This is a genomic window from Acinetobacter sp. YH12097 (assembly GCF_013419225.1).
In the GTDB taxonomy this organism is placed as follows: domain Bacteria; phylum Pseudomonadota; class Gammaproteobacteria; order Pseudomonadales; family Moraxellaceae; genus Acinetobacter; species Acinetobacter amyesii.
In genome coordinates, this window is record NZ_VPAN01000053.1 from 1 (window position 1) to 15,010 (window position 15,010).

The following is a 15,010-nucleotide window of genomic DNA, read 5'->3' on the forward strand; positions in this document are numbered from 1 at the left end:
AAAACCTTCAAAATTCTTGCTGAGCGATATCGCAATCGAGGCAAAAGACTAGCATTAAGATTCAATCTAATTGCTGGAATTTATAACTTGGAGCTGAGTGAAAAATGACTTATGAAAGAAATCTATTGTTGATGCGAAAAAATATGCTTGAATACATTACAAATGCGCAAGATTGTGCATAATGGAATGGTCTATAGTTACACAGGTTAAATTTATGGATCCGTCGCCGTGCGTTGGTCTGATTAAAGATATTCTTACAATCCAGAATGAGGAAGAGAGCTAATGGAATTTTTGTTAGATCCTGGAATCTGGGTTGGTTTACTTACATTAATTATTTTAGAAATTGTACTAGGGATTGATAACCTAGTCTTCATTGCCATTTTGGCAGAAAAACTCCCTCCAGAACAACGTGACAAAGCCCGTATACTTGGTCTTTCACTCGCATTGTTAATGCGATTAGGATTGTTATTTGCAATCTCTTGGTTGGTCACATTAACAAAGCCCCTGATTACCGTTTTTGATTGGACATTCTCTGGTCGAGATCTCATATTATTGTTCGGTGGATTGTTCTTAGTCTATAAGGCGGTCACAGAGCTGCATGAGAAATTAGAAGGTAAACCAGAAGTTCAAGTGACAACAAAAGTGGCTTATGCGAGCTTTACGGCAGTCGTGGCGCAAATTGTTGTCTTAGATGCAGTTTTCTCTCTTGATTCTGTTATTACAGCAATCGGTATGGTCGACAACATTTATGTCATGATGGCTGCAATGATTGTGGCAATGGCAGTGATGTTACTTGCATCTAAACCGTTAACGGCCTTTGTGAACCGACATCCAACCGTCGTGATTCTATGTTTAAGCTTCTTATTACTTATCGGTATTAGTTTGATTGCAGAAGGCTTTGGTTTCCACATTCCGAAAGGCTATATCTACTCAGGTATTGGAGTTGCGATTATCATCGAAGCCTTTAACCAGTTTAGTCAGCGTAATGCTCAAAAACACGAAGCGAAAATTCCATTACGCCACCGTACTGCGGACAGTATTTTAAAGCTGATGGGTGGGCGCTTAGAAGCCGATCAAGTCGGTAATCAAGCGCAAGAAACCTTTGCAGACGAAGAGCGTTACATGATTGGTGGTGTATTGACGCTTGCAGAGCGTTCAGTTGCATCGATCATGACTCCCCGTAATCAAATTTCTTGGGTGGATTTAAATGACACACCTGAGCAAATTCGTGAGCAAGTCCTTTCTGTGCCGCACAGTTTATTCCCTGTGTGTCGTGGTAGCTTGGATAAAGTGATTAGTATTGTCCGCGCGAAAGAACTTATTGATGTTCTAGACAGTGAAGATGATCTAAAAGCATTGATTAAACGTCATCGTCCAATCTTTATTTTCCAAAAGATGAAGGTGATTGATGCGATTAATACCTTGCGTACCTCAAAAGGCTCTTTGGTGCTGGTTACGGATGAGTTTGGGGCGGTACAAGGTCTGATTTCACCACTCGATGTGTTTGAAGCGATTGCTGGTGAATTCCCTGATGCAGATGAACAACTTGATTTGATTAAAATCGATGATGAACATTGGAAAGCTTCAGGCATGCTCGATCTGTATCAGTTAGAACTTGAATTGGAAATGCTGGATTTGATCGAAGAAGATGATGGTTATATCAGTGTTTCAGGTCTTATTTTAGATCAGACCCACGGCAATGTAGAAGTCGGTACTGTGGTTGATTTTAAAGGCATTCAATTTAAAGTCACGGCAATGGATGAAAACCGCATTAAAACGGTTGATATCTATTACCAAGCTTAATGCTTAAATTTTAAAAATAACTCAAAGACAGCTTTTCGAAGCTGTCTTTTTTGTATGACTAGAAAGTATAAGAAATCCTATCCAAGGAGGCTGTAATTCACTATGTTAAAACGTATTATATTTACATGATGTAACAGTCAAAAAACGCTGCAACTTTTGGGCTTTTAGAGGGCTAAAACGATTCAAAAGTAAGAAATATTGATAGGGTTGATTTTAAAAAAGCATGAGGTTAAATAGCGATTCATTTTTAACTTGAGGTTTTAATCATCATAGATGATCTATGAATAATTTTATTTCATTTAAATACCGCTTCGGAAAACTTTATAACTAGGGACTTTGAAAAAACATCAAAGTTAATCCATTAAGAAAATGGGTGTTGGTATGGCGATCACTGAGAATATCATTGATTTTTGCAAACTCACGATTGAAGAAAAACATGAGTTGTTTCAACGGCTCTGGGAGTTTGATCAATGTATTTTTCCAACTTCTAGGATTGAGCAACTTTATCAATACATGCATGACCCAGATATTGTTGCCTTACCAATCATTCAGTATTTTGAGCAGGAAAAACTGATTGGGCAAAACATTGTGCGTATATTAAAAATTATGCATAACAATCGGCCGATTTTTATTTTTAATTCAAGGGCAGGGGTATTGGTTGATTATCGTCGGAAAAACCTGACCTTAAACTCGGCGATTAAAGTGGCGATGCAGCATCAGATTCGTTTTCCAGCGATTCCGATGTGGTTTGTGGCTACATTGGCACAACCAAAGGTATATACATTATTTGCCTCGCGCTCTGTTAAGTTTTATCCAAGGCATGGTGTCCCGATGCCCACAGAGTATATGGATGTTTTAAATAGTTATAAAATCCGTCAGCATGATGTGCAGCATCGGGCTGAGGATATTTTTGTTCATCGTTGTGATTTACCGAAGGTGACGCCTGAGCAGTTGGTTCGGCTACGGAAAAAATCTGATGAACATGTTCAATTTTTTATGCAGCACGTGCCAGATTATTTTGATGGCATGGGGTTAATGTGTATTTGTAAATTAAATGTTTCAACCATTTTTGAAGCAAGTATGAATCTGGCAGTTGGGCGGGCAGTTTAATGATGGACATGGATGTGTTATGCGACAAATGACGATATATCGATTATTCGGTTTCGGCGCGGCGATCTTTTTAACGGCTTGTCAGCCAGCAGAGCAAAAAGTACAGGAGCAATCGCAGAAATGTGTTGCCCCCGAAAAACTGGTCAAACAAATTTATGATCAAGAGTTGAAATTGCATGCTTTGAGTAAAGATCAACTTACTGCCTATTTTGAGCCATCGTTAGCGGAACGTATGCAAGCAGAAATTAACTGTAAGCAGTCGCAACAAGCGTGTAATGTGGATTTTGATATTTTCACGGATAGCCAAGATCCGCAGCAAGATTCGAAAAAAGGTGTTCAGCCTAAACTGAGTTTTGATGAAAATAAAAACGTCGTTCGTGCTGAGTTTAAAATTGGTGATGAAGCCAAAGTCTTAAATTATGAAATGAGTGATGGCGACTGTTCAAAAATCAAAAATATTGTTTATGCGGGGGACTATGACCTCGACATGATTTTGAGTAATCCAACAGAAACGATCGAAGATTCAGAAATGTTTGATGCCAATGCTGCAAGTGACAGTACGGCACATTAAACTTTTTGACGCGTTCTAATTATTCAAAAACAGCATGAAACCCTGAACAGCTTGAGTGCTTTACTCAAGCTGTTTTGTTTTCCTCAAGTTATCATAGCTTCATAGTGCATAAATTTGCATGTTGGCAAGTTGATTGAAATCGTCTTCATTGAGATTATAAATTTCATCTAAAAATGCAACATTAAAACTGCCGACACTTGAGCTAAGTTCATAGGCTTTTTGACCCGCAATCGCAAAGTGCAAATGCGCTGCGACTGTACCGGCAGTTAGTGTTTCACTCACGGCGCAATACGCTGCTGTTAACGCACCTAAAGCGCAGCCAGAAGCCGTTACTTTGGGTTGTAAGTACGATCCACCATTAATTTGTATCACCGCATTCATTTCTTTCGACAAGATGAAATCTGATTCGCCTGAAATTGCCACACATTCACAGTGTTCTAATAAGGGTACGGCATTTAAATAAATCTCGGCACTATTTAGCGTGCTATCGACACCGCGTGATTCACCTTGATTCCCTGCAAGACCACTGATTTCTGATGCATTGCCACGGATTATGCTTGGCTTGTATTGGAGTAATTGGTCAACCATTTCAGATCGCCACGGCAAAACGGGGCCATAACCGACAGGGTCAAGCACCCAAGGTTTATTTAAATTTTGTGCTGTTTGTGCAGCAATTTGCATGGCCTGCATTTGTTCAGACGTTGGCGTGCCTAAATTGATATTCAAGGCACTGGCAATTGAGGCAAAGCTTTCGGCTTCAAAGGGATTGTCAATCATTGCAGGAGAAGCACCCGCAGCCAAAAGGACATTGGCGACGTAATTGCTCGCAACTGCATTGGTGATGATGTGCACCAAAGGTTGTTTGGATTGAAGTTCAATCCACGCATTAATGACGCTTTGCAAAAGCGGGCTATTTAAGTCAGTCAATTCACTGTTCATGGTCGTTTCAAAATTTTCAGATTGATTCATCGGTTTCTCCCTTAGCGGGTGAAGTAATGGTCTTGATGTTTACAATTACGGCAGAACAGGGTCACATAATCTGCGGCATCATAATCGACAGAGAGCTCTTGTGAACCACAGTACATGCAGCGCTTTGTGGAATAAAAATTTAAGCGAGGTTCGATTTTTTTCCAAGCATGGCGTATCGGTTGCACAAAGATACTTTCATCGAGTCCTAAAAAGTGAAAGAGCAAAATTTCACTCATTTTACTAAAGGGGAGTTGTGGCGGACGAGGTAGAGTAAAGGTTTCCCATTTTTCCTGTAAGCCACGTTCACGATATTGCTGTAAGGTCTTTTTTAACAGATTTGTATTAATGAAATTTTCATTACGCACTTGCAGAGCTTTTTGTTTATGTAGGTATTCGAGTGCTGACTGAATCATATAGTAAATCTGCCCAACCGCTAGATGGTCGAGTAGGCGATAACAGAACACTTGAAAGCTTTTATTCCCTGCAATTTGAATGCCCCATGTCTTACAGTAAAACTGCATGAATTGCACAATTTCTTGAAACAGTAGGAGATACAAACACTCTTTCACTTCGTCAGCACTTTTAAAGGGAACACCCAAGGCTAAATTTTCATAAAACCAATGACGGAGTTGCTGCGCTACGCTAAAAAGACTGGGCTCCGAATAGCCATCCAGACGGACATTGATATAATACTGTTCAGCTTGTAGCGCATCATCTTTCACAATCAAAATTTGCTCATGCACGAGATGCTTTTTGAGTGATTGTTGGAAGAGATAATTCGGGCTGATGTTGTGGTATTTAATAGCGTCCCAGTCGATAAATTCTTGATGTGCCGTATGTTCTTGGACGTGATTATCCAATAAAGCCAACAAAAAGAGTTTCTGTAAAAAACTCAGTTCACTTAATTCACGTTCAACGATATCTTTATTTTTGAGTTTACGCTGTTCTTGTAAGCGGGTTTCTTTCAGTAGTTTTTTTCGCGCGGCCTGACAGTTTTCACAATGACAGTTGTATTGCTGTTCTGGAAATATTTGATGATGACAGTGGCTACACTGATAAAAATTAAATTCTTGCTCATCTAATTTTTCAGCATCTACCCAATACATAGATGCACGACACAACGGGCATTGCGTACTTTCATCCATTTGTTTGCGTAGAATATTGAACATGTTGCCAGCGTTTCTTGAAAGGTTAAATTGATTATACACATCTCTGTTTAAAGACGGGTTTGCAATTTCAGTTGCGGCAGCTCAGGCGATATGTCGACAAATAAAAAAAGCTGCATAGTGATGATGCAGCTCTTAGTCAGAATGGATTATTAATAAGCGGCTGGGCATGGGATCGATTCGTCCTCCTCTCCAAGTTGTTTGGCTTGTATTAAAGCTTGCACTTTTTTAGACGTAACTTTCTTAGTGCCTAATGCACTATATGAGTTAAGTAATGAACTGACCTCAAAGGCTTTGAGTGGAATCCCTTCGCAGGTCATAAACATTGCGATCACCTGATGATCGATATTTGCAGCATCAAGCGCTTGTAAAGTCTTCATATTTTCAATACGGATGATGTGTTCTTTAATAAACATAATGCACCTCTTTTTGTTTTATTCTGAATATTTTGCTTTTGGCAATTAAGTAGATGCAAAACGCATGCTCAACTGTTTTGAGTAGAGATTTTAAAGCAGATAAACTGTATATTTACTTACTAAGGTATTGAAAATAAATTATTAATTTAAAAGTAACAAAATAATATTGATGAGTGTTTCTATCCCAGATGCATTCTCAAAATGCTTAAACTGTTGAAAAAGAAACATCTTGGTGCAAGGTTTAAACAGAAGTATGCAATCAAATCCAAATGAGAAGATTGATATGAATTGCTTACTAAGGTGCTTTTTGGAAGGAATCACCTAAGCGATTAGATTTGAAAAGTATATTTGTATATATTGAGCTTATAATTTTTAATGATCTAGGCTTCTCGAAATGAAACCAAGCGGAATCTACTGAACTTGATACACAGCATGATTCAGCTTGATTTCTAAAGGTTTTGATCTTTTTTATCCTTTCTTTGTATGGAATACACATGTCAGACGCACTTAAAAACAGCAATATCACTCGCATGCAATTATATAAGCAGCCACAGGGTACGGTTGGCGCGCTGATTATTGGGCATGATCAAACTTTAGAAAAGACGATCGAGTTACTGGGCCTGGCGCAGCAACATCAAGTATCTAAAATTTATGTGGCTGGTGTGACGGAAGAAATTCAGCAATTCCTCACCTCCAAAGTCACGGCATTTCAATTTTACTTTGCTGCAGACTACGACAGCGCACTCGATTTAATTTTTGCAAATCAATAATCCTCTAAATCTTAAGCTGGAAAGTTTGAGCGCAATAATTTGAACGTACAGATGGATAAAGCATTTGTACTTTCTCTTTCTAGTATATAGGCGCTTTATTTATTTTAGGTAGATAAAAAAATTTGCACATTGTTATAGCTGTACTCAACTCAGGCATTTATTTTGCTTAAACATGGCGAAAATATGTGCCAGCCTTTAAATTATTCAATAAAGATGATTGAAAACAACATGCGCTGAGCCCATATATAAATCATTGTAAATGCGAAGACAGCTTATGCATCTTGTCGTATGATCAAGTCATTCACAATGTGTTCAAAAAGCTGATGAAGCAATAACTAAGGAATAGGACGAGATATGAACATTGCGGCAAATCCAGTGGTCGAAGCAGCCCAAACTGTTTATTTAAAAGATTATCAAAAACCATCATTTGTCGTAGATAGTATCGATCTAGATATTCAAGTCTTTGATGAGCATACCAATGTAAATGCAAAATTAGTGATGCAGCGTCAAACAGCAGGGGATTTGGTGTTATTGGGTCGTGATTTGGAACTCAAATCAATTCGCTTAAATGGTCAAGTCTTGCCGGCAGATGCCTATGTTGTAGATGCAGAACAACTGGTGATTTCAAATGCACCTGACCAAGCTGTCATTGAAACCGAAGTCGTGATTCATCCTGAAAGCAATACTCAACTCGAAGGTTTATACCAAGCGGCAGGCGATCTATTCGTCACCCAAAACGAGCCTGAAGGCTTCCGTAAAATTACCTATTATCCTGACCGTCCTGATGTGCTATCGGTATTTACCACACGTGTCGAAGCGGATAAAAAATTCCCTGTATTACTTGCCAATGGTAATTTGATTGAAGCGGGTGAAACCGGTGAAGGTCGTCATTATACCGTTTGGCAAGATCCAACCAAAAAACCATCGTATCTATTTGCCTGTGTGATTGGTGACTTGGCTGTACTCAAAGATTCTTATGTGACGTCTGAAGGTCGTAATGTTGCTTTAGAAATCTATGCAGAAGAAAAAGACATTACAAAATGTCATATTGCGATGGAAGCTTTAAAACATTCGATGCGTTGGGACGAAGAACATTATGGTCGTCCTTATGATTTAGACAATTATATGATCGTGGCAACCAGTGCATTTAACATGGGTGCAATGGAAAACAAAGGTTTGAATATTTTCAACACCTCTTGTGTGCTTGCTGATGAAGAATATACGACTGATGCTGCGATCATGCGCGTTCAGTCTGTGATTGCACATGAATACTTCCATAACTGGACGGGTAACCGTATTACCTGTCGTGATTGGTTCCAACTTTGTTTAAAAGAAGGTTTGACAGTATTCCGTGATCAGTCATTCTCAGAAGATTTACAATCTGCTGCGGTACAACGTATCGATGACGTTGCAGTGTTAAAAGCACACCAATTCCCAGAAGATTCAGGCCCGCTTTCACATCCACCGCGTCCAGATCATTTTGTTGAAATTAATAACTTCTATACAGCAACAGTGTACGAAAAAGGTGCGGAAATTAACCGCATGATGGCAACACTCCTGGGCAAAGAAAAATTCCGTGCAGGTACTGACGAATATTTCAAACGCCACGATGGTCTAGCCGTGACTGTTGAAGATTGGGTAGCAGCACTGACAGCAGGTTCAGGTGTAGATTTATCGAGTTTCTTGATTTGGTATAACCAACCGGGTACACCAAAACTTGAAGCAAAAGGTGAGTATGATGCTGAAAATCAAACTTATACTTTAAGCTTGAAACAAAGCTTAAAAGTGCATCCAAAATATCCAAATTTAAAAGCAGTGCCTATTCCTGTAGCTTTGGCATTGTTTGATGCAGCAAGTGGCGAACAGTTACTTCTTAGCTCCGATGCATTGGTTGAAAATGGCATTAAAGATGGCGTGTATTTATTTGATACCGATACTGCAACCATTACATTTAGCGGTGTAAAAACCCAGCCTGTTGTGTCTTTACTGCGTAACTTCTCTGCACCCGTTAATCTTGAATTTAACTATTCAGATGAAGAGCTTGCTTTCCTGATGCAGTACGAGCCGAATGGTTTTAACCAATGGCAAGCCAGCCAAACCTTGTTAGAACGTATTTTGTTAAATGGCCATGATGCCGACATCTATGTTCAAGCCATTCAAAATACATTACCAGCATTGATTGAGCGTGATCCATTACTTGCTTCACGTTTATTCGATGTACCGACAGAGGGTTATTTAGGTAGCCGTATTGATACCGACTACAGTCCTGCTAAAGTGCAAGAACAGCGTGAAGCACTGTTAAGTCGTGTGGCACGTGAGTTAGGTGCTTTCTTTAAAGAGACTTATGCAACATTAGACCCAGATGCGCAGAAAGAATTTTCACAAGCCATGGGTGTTCGTGCATTGAAAAACATCATGTTGAGTATGATGGCACGTCAAGGCGATGCATCCGTATTTGAATTGGCCTATGAACAATTCAGCTCTACAGGCAATATGTCTGAACGTCTTGGTGCTTTAAAAGTATTGGTTTGGAATGATGCACCACAAGCACAGCAAGCTTTAGAAGCCTTCTATACACGCTTTAAAAATGAAGCTTTGTCGATGGACCAATGGTTTATGCTGCAAGCTGCACATCCGAAAGCAACTGCGGAAACTATCAAGGCACTAACTGCTCATCCTGACTATGACTTGAAAGTACCGAACCGTATTCGTGCGGTTACAGGCGGTTTAAATAGCAATCCTGTCAACACATGGAGCTTTGGTGTACAGCACATTGTTGAATTGGCTAAATTCCTCGATGAGAAAAATCCAATTGTCGGTTCACGGTTACTGCAAATTTTGTCCCGTTGGTACACGTTGGCAGAGCCGCAACGTAGTGAAGTCAAAGCCGAACTTGAAGCGCTTAAACCTGTCGTGAAATCGAAGAATGTGTCAGAAACCTTAAACAGCATGTTAAGTGTTTAATCGTTCAACCTCTTTGTACGATTGATTTGAGTTAAATCAGTCGTACTGAAATGAGCCTGTTGCCATGGCTATGGCAGCAGGCTTTTTTATATCCAGTCTTTTTATCCAATCTTTAGCTAGGATTGAAAATCAATCATGTTTAGATGACTGAAACTGAATGATTTTCTCTAATTATTCATTTAAATTACATAATATTTGCAATACAAATTACATAATGGCGTTACAATGATGTGGGTTTATCGTATTTCTAACTATATGCGATAAGGCATCCAAGTTTATGAATGTTTAGATATTTTTATCTATTTCATTATGCAAGATTTTTGAGGCGAGTCATGTTAGTTAAGGTTGATGAAGGTTTTTATTTAAACTCACATCATATTATTGCAATTCGGATTAATAGAGATTTGCTTGATACCTTTGTTGTTTCGGTAGAATACACACCCAACAGTGTGCAAAACACAGGTGTATTTGAAAAGAAATTCAATGCGCGCCGCGATGCAGAACAATACCTACAGACTCTGAATCAAATCATTGGTAAATCGTAAAAGCTAAAGTGCATATCGTGGATATTGTCTAGATTGAAATGGACATGACATGAATCAGACGCAGATTGACGTCTAGCAAAAGGGATGAAGTGCATCCCTTTTTTTGTGCTTATCTGAGCGAAACTGATGCGAAGAATTGAAAATTAATAATTCTATCGATACGACTCGATTTGCACGTCGGATATTTTCCTGACATGCTGTAGCCATCCAAAATGAGTTAAAACTATATGCGAATCAGTATTGTGGGTGCAGGTCGTGTTGCACATCATTTGCTCAATGTGCTTCATCCACAACATCACATTGTGCAAGTTTATGCGCGAAATCTTGATAAGGCAGAAAAACTTGCAGCAAGTGTAGGTGCCGAAGCCATTCATACCCCAAATAAGTTGAATGCTGAGACTGATCTTTTGATCATTGCGGTGAGCGACCAATCGATTGCAACCGTTATTCATCAAGTGAAAGCTTATTTGCCACAAGTTTTGATTGTGCATACGTCAGGTAGCACCAATATCACGGTACTGACCCAACAGCATTCGCGAGCAGGGGTGTTTTATCCTTTACAAACCTTTAGTTTAGATCGAGATGTGGACTGGATGTCGACACCGATCTTTGTTGAAGCCGCGGATTCTGCAGATTTGAGGACACTTAAAGATTTAGCAAACAGCATTAGCCAAAGGGTATATCAATATGATTCGGCACAGCGCTTGAGTCTGCATCTTGCTGCGGTGTTTGCCTGTAATTTTAGTAATTATTGTTATGACATGGCAAAGCAGATTGTTGATGCAAAACAAGTCGAATTTAGCTTACTTTATCCTTTGATTTTAGAGACAGCCAATAAAGCTACTCAGGCTGAACCACGTAACATGCAAACAGGCCCTGCAATGCGTGGGGATCAAAATATCATGCAGATGCATGCCAATATGCTTGAGCAAGCTGATCAAGTCGATCTGAAAGCGGTCTATGAAATGTTGAGTCAGCAGATTCTTGGGCATCATCAGAAATAAACAATCCATATAGAATAATGAATATTTATTAGCTTAGACATACATGTCAAACAGGATGTTACATGGCAAAAGATTTTAATAGCCCACAAGTGGTCGAAAGTTATGATGCACATATACGTAAATTAATTCCCGGTTATGAACTTGTCCATCAACAGATTCAGGCGGTGTTAAATTGCTATGTCGCTGAAGATGCCCATGTACTGATTATTGGATGTGGGACGGGCTATGAATTGGGCTATCTCATGGCCTTGAATCCAACATGGTCATTTACCGTTACAGAATTATCTGAAAATATGCTGAATCAAACACGGCAAAGTGTTGAAGCTGCTGGACAGTTGCATCGCGTCAAATTTGTTTTGGGCAGTCACACTACTTTTGAGCAGGCGAGTTGTTTTGATGCGGCGCTGAGTATCTTGGTGACGCATTTCATTCTGTTGTCAGAGAAAACTAACTTTTTAGCAAAAGCTTTTGAATTGCTTAAACCGCAGGGCATTTTTGTAAGTTTTGACTTGATGCAAACTCATTCGCGTTTTGAGCAGCATATACTGCCTGAGTTTTGCAAAATGCAGGGTTTATCTGCATCGCAAGCGACAAAAATGATGCAACGTTTAGAAGATGACTTTGAACTGATTAGCCAGCAGCACTATCAAAGCTTACTGAGGGAAATAGGCTTTGATCAAATCAATTGTTTCAGTCAAATCTTTAGCTATGCAGCTTACTGTGCTTTTAAAACGTCTATGGATTAAAAGAATAAAGACCAAGTTTGAGTGTATTAAATCCATCGATCATTTTGACAGATATTGTTGCTACCTTGCATGAGTGAAACTTGCATCAAAATTTTGATCAATAGTCTCATTTTTTCTTGCTCGGTATCGCGCTCATTATTTTAAGAAAGAAACTTTTCAGTCAGCGTTAAATCCATTATTGTGCATTTATAAAAATAATCAATTGGATGAAAATAATGTCTAAAATGGAATTTGATTATATCGTGATTGGTGGCGGAAGTGCGGGATGCGTACTGGCTGCACGCCTCAGTGAAGATCCACATATATCTGTGTGCTTACTAGAAGCAGGTGGGCAAGGTGATCAGTGGACGGTCAATATTCCAGCTGCATGCGTAGTGAGCTTACCGACTAAAATCAATAATTGGGCTTTTGAAACTGTGCCGCAAGCTGGCTTGAATGGTCGTAAAGGCTATCAACCGCGTGGAAAATGCCTTGGCGGTTCATCCAGTATTAATGCCATGATTTATATTCGTGGACATAAAAATGATTATGATCAATGGGCGGTACAGGGCAATACTGGCTGGTCATATGATGAGGTCTTGCCATATTTTATTCGCTCAGAAAATAACAACCGAATACACAATGAATTCCACGGAAATGACGGCCCTCTATCCGTCACAGATGTACAAAGTGACAATATTTTCCATCAACGCTATACCGAAGCGGCTCGTGCACAAGGCCATAAAGTCCTCGATGATTTTAATGGCGCAGAACAAGAAGGCTTAGGGGTTTATCAGGTAACGCATATCAATGGAGAGCGTTGTAGTGTGGCACGTGCGTATTTATTTCCACATTTAGATCGGCCAAATTTAACTGTATTGACCAAAGCCACAACACATAAAATCATTATAGAAGATAAAGTGGCCACAGGTGTTGAAGTCCAACATGCAGGGCAAATGAAACACCTAAAAGCCAGACGTGAAGTCTTGCTCAGTGCCGGTGCGATGCAATCACCGCAGATTTTAATGTTGTCTGGAGTAGGCGATCAGGCCGAACTCCAAGCTCATGGAATTGAAGTGAAACACCATTTACCGGGTGTAGGAAAGAACTTTCACGATCATCCCGATTTCATTTTTGGTTATAAAGTCAAAGAATACCAAGGCACATTTGGCGTGTCCTTACCTGGTTCAATTGATATGTTCAAGCAGATCAGTCGCTATCGTAAGGAACGACGAGGCATGATTGCTTCAAATTTTGCAGAATGCGGTGGTTTTCTAAAGTCTTCACCCGATTTAGCCATTCCAAATTTGCAATTACACTTTGTCGTGGCGTTAGTAGATGACCATGCACGTAAATTTCACGCAAGCCATGGTTTATCTTGTCATGTGTGTCTGCTCAATCCAAGAAGTCGCGGTACGATGAAATTGAGTGGTTCTAGTGTAAATGATCCATTATTGATTGATCCAAACTTTTTAGGGGATGAGCAGGATTTAGAAGATTTGGTACAAGGTTTTAAGTTGACGCAGCAGTTAATGATGTCGCCGTCTTTATCGAGTCATTATCAGCAAGATTTATTTACCTCACTGGTCAAAACCGATGATGACATACGTGCAATCTTACGTCAGCGTGTGGATACGGTTTATCACCCTGTCGGTAGTTGTAAGATGGGCGTAGATGAGATGTCTGTGGTTGACCCTGAATTGAAAGTCTACGGCATTCAAAACCTTCGTGTCGTCGATGCATCTATCATGCCTTCTGTGGTAAATGGCAATACCAATGCACCGACAGTGATGATTGCTGAAAAAGCCGTGGATATGATTCGACAAAGTCAGCTCCAAGCGCAAGTAGCTTAGTGGTTATTCATTTTATATGATTTGATACAACACAGATAAATCTTAGATCAAAAACAGCAATAAAAAACCACCGCTAACGGTGGTTTTTTGCTTTATTCCAAAGTTAGTTTACTTTTTTGAAGATGAAGTCATTAATTTTATGGCCTGCTTCAATTCCGCGACGTTCAAACTTAGTTTGCGGACGCCAGTCTGGACGAGGGTAGCTATTGCCTTTACCTGCAAGGTTTTCAAGACGTGGACGTTCTTCAAGAACTTCGATCATCCATTCAGCATACGGTTCCCAGTCAGTCGCTGAGTGGAATGTGCCGCCGATTTCTAATTTTTCTTCAACCAATGGCATACGGTCATGAGATACAAAACGACGTTTGAAATGACGTTTCTTCTGCCATGGATCTGGGAAGTATAATTGCACAGTGTTAATACTGTTGTCTGGCATTTCACGTAGCACTTGGATGGCATCAGCATCCAATACTCGAAGGTTAGTTAACCCTGCAAGACCTGCTTCATACACACATTGAGCGATACCCGGAACATGTACTTCAATGCCGACAAAGTTACGTTCTGGGTTTGCTTTTGCCATCAGTACCAAAGAGCGACCCATACCAAAACCGATCTCAACAGTTAATGGACGTTCAGGGTGTTCAAAATGCTGACGCAAATCCCCAACAGGATATTCCAAAATTAGATGACCATATTGTTCCAGCGCAGTACGTTGCGAAGTATTAAGTGGCGCAGAGCGGCGCATAAACGTCACGATTTCACGGTGTTCGTTTAGGTTATCCAGATCTACAGCGTGCTGGTCTAATTGATCGTTCGACATAACTTTGGCAAATGTAAAAAATTCGAATGCGGTATTTTAAGTCCTGAGTTGCACAAGTCAAATTTTTTACCGTGAATATATCCGCTTTTTGCTCAATCTCACCGACGGAAGCCGTGCTGAGCATTTGCCATGTACAGTGAATTACTTAGCTCAAAAGTCATGAATTAACATTAGGGTGTGTTGACATTTACAGCCGATAAATTGAGCTAAAGAGGCAACCATATAAATATACAAGCTAAAGCAACAGCGCTTTGATAGTTACGTTTTAGCTTATCGTATCTTGTGGCAATTCCT

The 15,010-nt window shown here is 39.8% G+C and carries 13 protein-coding genes and 2 pseudogenes; 10 read left to right on the forward strand and 5 right to left on the reverse strand.

Annotated elements, in window-relative coordinates:
• The 4 genes and pseudogenes from FTU37_RS15115 to FTU37_RS15130 form a co-directional block, all read left to right on the forward strand.
• A pseudogene (locus FTU37_RS15115) lies at positions 1-108 on the forward strand (IS5/IS1182 family transposase); the annotation flags it as partial.
• A gap of 174 nt (positions 109-282) precedes the next feature.
• A complete protein-coding gene (locus tag FTU37_RS15120; protein WP_168378911.1) occupies positions 283-1,803 on the forward strand; it encodes a transporter associated domain-containing protein in 1,521 nt (506 codons plus the stop codon).
• Positions 1,804-2,184: 381 nt separating this feature from the next.
• Entirely contained in the window at positions 2,185-2,913 is a 729-nt protein-coding gene (locus tag FTU37_RS15125; protein WP_180124599.1) for a hypothetical protein, read from the forward strand.
• 19 nt (positions 2,914-2,932) lie between these two features.
• Complete coding sequence (locus FTU37_RS15130) at positions 2,933-3,484, forward strand: hypothetical protein (protein ID WP_180007324.1); 552 nt, start codon at positions 2,933-2,935, stop codon at positions 3,482-3,484.
• 99 nt (positions 3,485-3,583) lie between these two features.
• Here FTU37_RS15130 and thiM read toward each other — a convergent pair whose 3' ends face one another.
• From thiM to FTU37_RS15145, 3 genes are all read right to left on the reverse strand, one after another.
• Positions 3,584-4,453: a hydroxyethylthiazole kinase gene (gene thiM, locus FTU37_RS15135; protein WP_180007323.1), complete on the reverse strand. Its 870-nt coding sequence runs from the start codon at positions 4,451-4,453 to the stop codon at positions 3,584-3,586.
• Between the two features lie 11 nt (positions 4,454-4,464).
• Positions 4,465-5,622: a hypothetical protein gene (locus tag FTU37_RS15140; protein WP_180074014.1), complete on the reverse strand. Its 1,158-nt coding sequence runs from the start codon at positions 5,620-5,622 to the stop codon at positions 4,465-4,467.
• Positions 5,623-5,771: 149 nt separating this feature from the next.
• Entirely contained in the window at positions 5,772-6,035 is a 264-nt protein-coding gene (locus FTU37_RS15145) for a hypothetical protein (protein WP_078188903.1), read from the reverse strand.
• 494 nt (positions 6,036-6,529) lie between these two features.
• On the opposite strand from FTU37_RS15145, the gene FTU37_RS15150 reads away from it, so the two are divergent.
• The 6 genes from FTU37_RS15150 (at position 6,530) to FTU37_RS15175 (ending at position 13,896) form a co-directional block, all read left to right on the forward strand.
• On the forward strand, positions 6,530-6,805 hold the full coding sequence (locus FTU37_RS15150; protein WP_168378916.1) for a hypothetical protein: 276 nt from the start codon (positions 6,530-6,532) through the stop codon (positions 6,803-6,805).
• A 354-nt stretch (positions 6,806-7,159) separates the two neighbouring features.
• The gene (gene pepN / locus FTU37_RS15155; protein WP_180124600.1) at positions 7,160-9,769 is read left to right on the forward strand and encodes an aminopeptidase N; all 2,610 of its coding nucleotides are present in this window, start codon (positions 7,160-7,162) and stop codon (positions 9,767-9,769) included.
• A 332-nt stretch (positions 9,770-10,101) separates the two neighbouring features.
• Positions 10,102-10,314: a hypothetical protein gene (locus FTU37_RS15160; protein ID WP_078193638.1), complete on the forward strand. Its 213-nt coding sequence runs from the start codon at positions 10,102-10,104 to the stop codon at positions 10,312-10,314.
• Positions 10,315-10,541: 227 nt separating this feature from the next.
• Positions 10,542-11,318, forward strand: a complete 777-nt coding sequence (locus FTU37_RS15165; RefSeq protein ID WP_168378918.1) for a Rossmann-like and DUF2520 domain-containing protein — start codon at positions 10,542-10,544, stop codon at positions 11,316-11,318.
• 62 nt (positions 11,319-11,380) lie between these two features.
• Positions 11,381-12,064 (forward strand): class I SAM-dependent methyltransferase, encoded by a 684-nt coding sequence (locus tag FTU37_RS15170; RefSeq protein WP_180124601.1) that lies wholly within the window; start codon positions 11,381-11,383, stop codon positions 12,062-12,064.
• Positions 12,065-12,279: 215 nt separating this feature from the next.
• Positions 12,280-13,896: a GMC family oxidoreductase gene (locus FTU37_RS15175; RefSeq protein ID WP_168378920.1), complete on the forward strand. Its 1,617-nt coding sequence runs from the start codon at positions 12,280-12,282 to the stop codon at positions 13,894-13,896.
• A 103-nt stretch (positions 13,897-13,999) separates the two neighbouring features.
• Here FTU37_RS15175 and trmB read toward each other — a convergent pair whose 3' ends face one another.
• A complete protein-coding gene (trmB, locus tag FTU37_RS15180; RefSeq protein WP_078188891.1) occupies positions 14,000-14,716 on the reverse strand; it encodes a tRNA (guanosine(46)-N7)-methyltransferase TrmB in 717 nt (238 codons plus the stop codon).
• A gap of 206 nt (positions 14,717-14,922) precedes the next feature.
• Positions 14,923-15,010, reverse strand: a pseudogene (locus tag FTU37_RS15185) (IS5/IS1182 family transposase); the annotation flags it as partial.

What these genes read in the sequence shown, in the direction of transcription:
- FTU37_RS15120 (WP_168378911.1), top strand. Translation starts at nt 283, where the DNA reads ATGGAATTTTTGTTAGATCCTGGAATCTGGGTTGGTTTACTTACATTA.
- FTU37_RS15125 (WP_180124599.1), top strand. Translation starts at nt 2,185, where the DNA reads ATGGCGATCACTGAGAATATCATTGATTTTTGCAAACTCACGATTGAA.
- FTU37_RS15130 (WP_180007324.1), top strand. Translation starts at nt 2,933, where the DNA reads ATGCGACAAATGACGATATATCGATTATTCGGTTTCGGCGCGGCGATC.
- thiM (WP_180007323.1), bottom strand. Translation starts at nt 4,453, where the DNA reads ATGAATCAATCTGAAAATTTTGAAACGACCATGAACAGTGAATTGACT.
- FTU37_RS15140 (WP_180074014.1), bottom strand. Translation starts at nt 5,622, where the DNA reads ATGTTCAATATTCTACGCAAACAAATGGATGAAAGTACGCAATGCCCG.
- FTU37_RS15145 (WP_078188903.1), bottom strand. Translation starts at nt 6,035, where the DNA reads ATGTTTATTAAAGAACACATCATCCGTATTGAAAATATGAAGACTTTA.
- FTU37_RS15150 (WP_168378916.1), top strand. Translation starts at nt 6,530, where the DNA reads ATGTCAGACGCACTTAAAAACAGCAATATCACTCGCATGCAATTATAT.
- pepN (WP_180124600.1), top strand. Translation starts at nt 7,160, where the DNA reads ATGAACATTGCGGCAAATCCAGTGGTCGAAGCAGCCCAAACTGTTTAT.
- FTU37_RS15160 (WP_078193638.1), top strand. Translation starts at nt 10,102, where the DNA reads ATGTTAGTTAAGGTTGATGAAGGTTTTTATTTAAACTCACATCATATT.
- FTU37_RS15165 (WP_168378918.1), top strand. Translation starts at nt 10,542, where the DNA reads ATGCGAATCAGTATTGTGGGTGCAGGTCGTGTTGCACATCATTTGCTC.
- FTU37_RS15170 (WP_180124601.1), top strand. Translation starts at nt 11,381, where the DNA reads ATGGCAAAAGATTTTAATAGCCCACAAGTGGTCGAAAGTTATGATGCA.
- FTU37_RS15175 (WP_168378920.1), top strand. Translation starts at nt 12,280, where the DNA reads ATGTCTAAAATGGAATTTGATTATATCGTGATTGGTGGCGGAAGTGCG.
- trmB (WP_078188891.1), bottom strand. Translation starts at nt 14,716, where the DNA reads ATGTCGAACGATCAATTAGACCAGCACGCTGTAGATCTGGATAACCTA.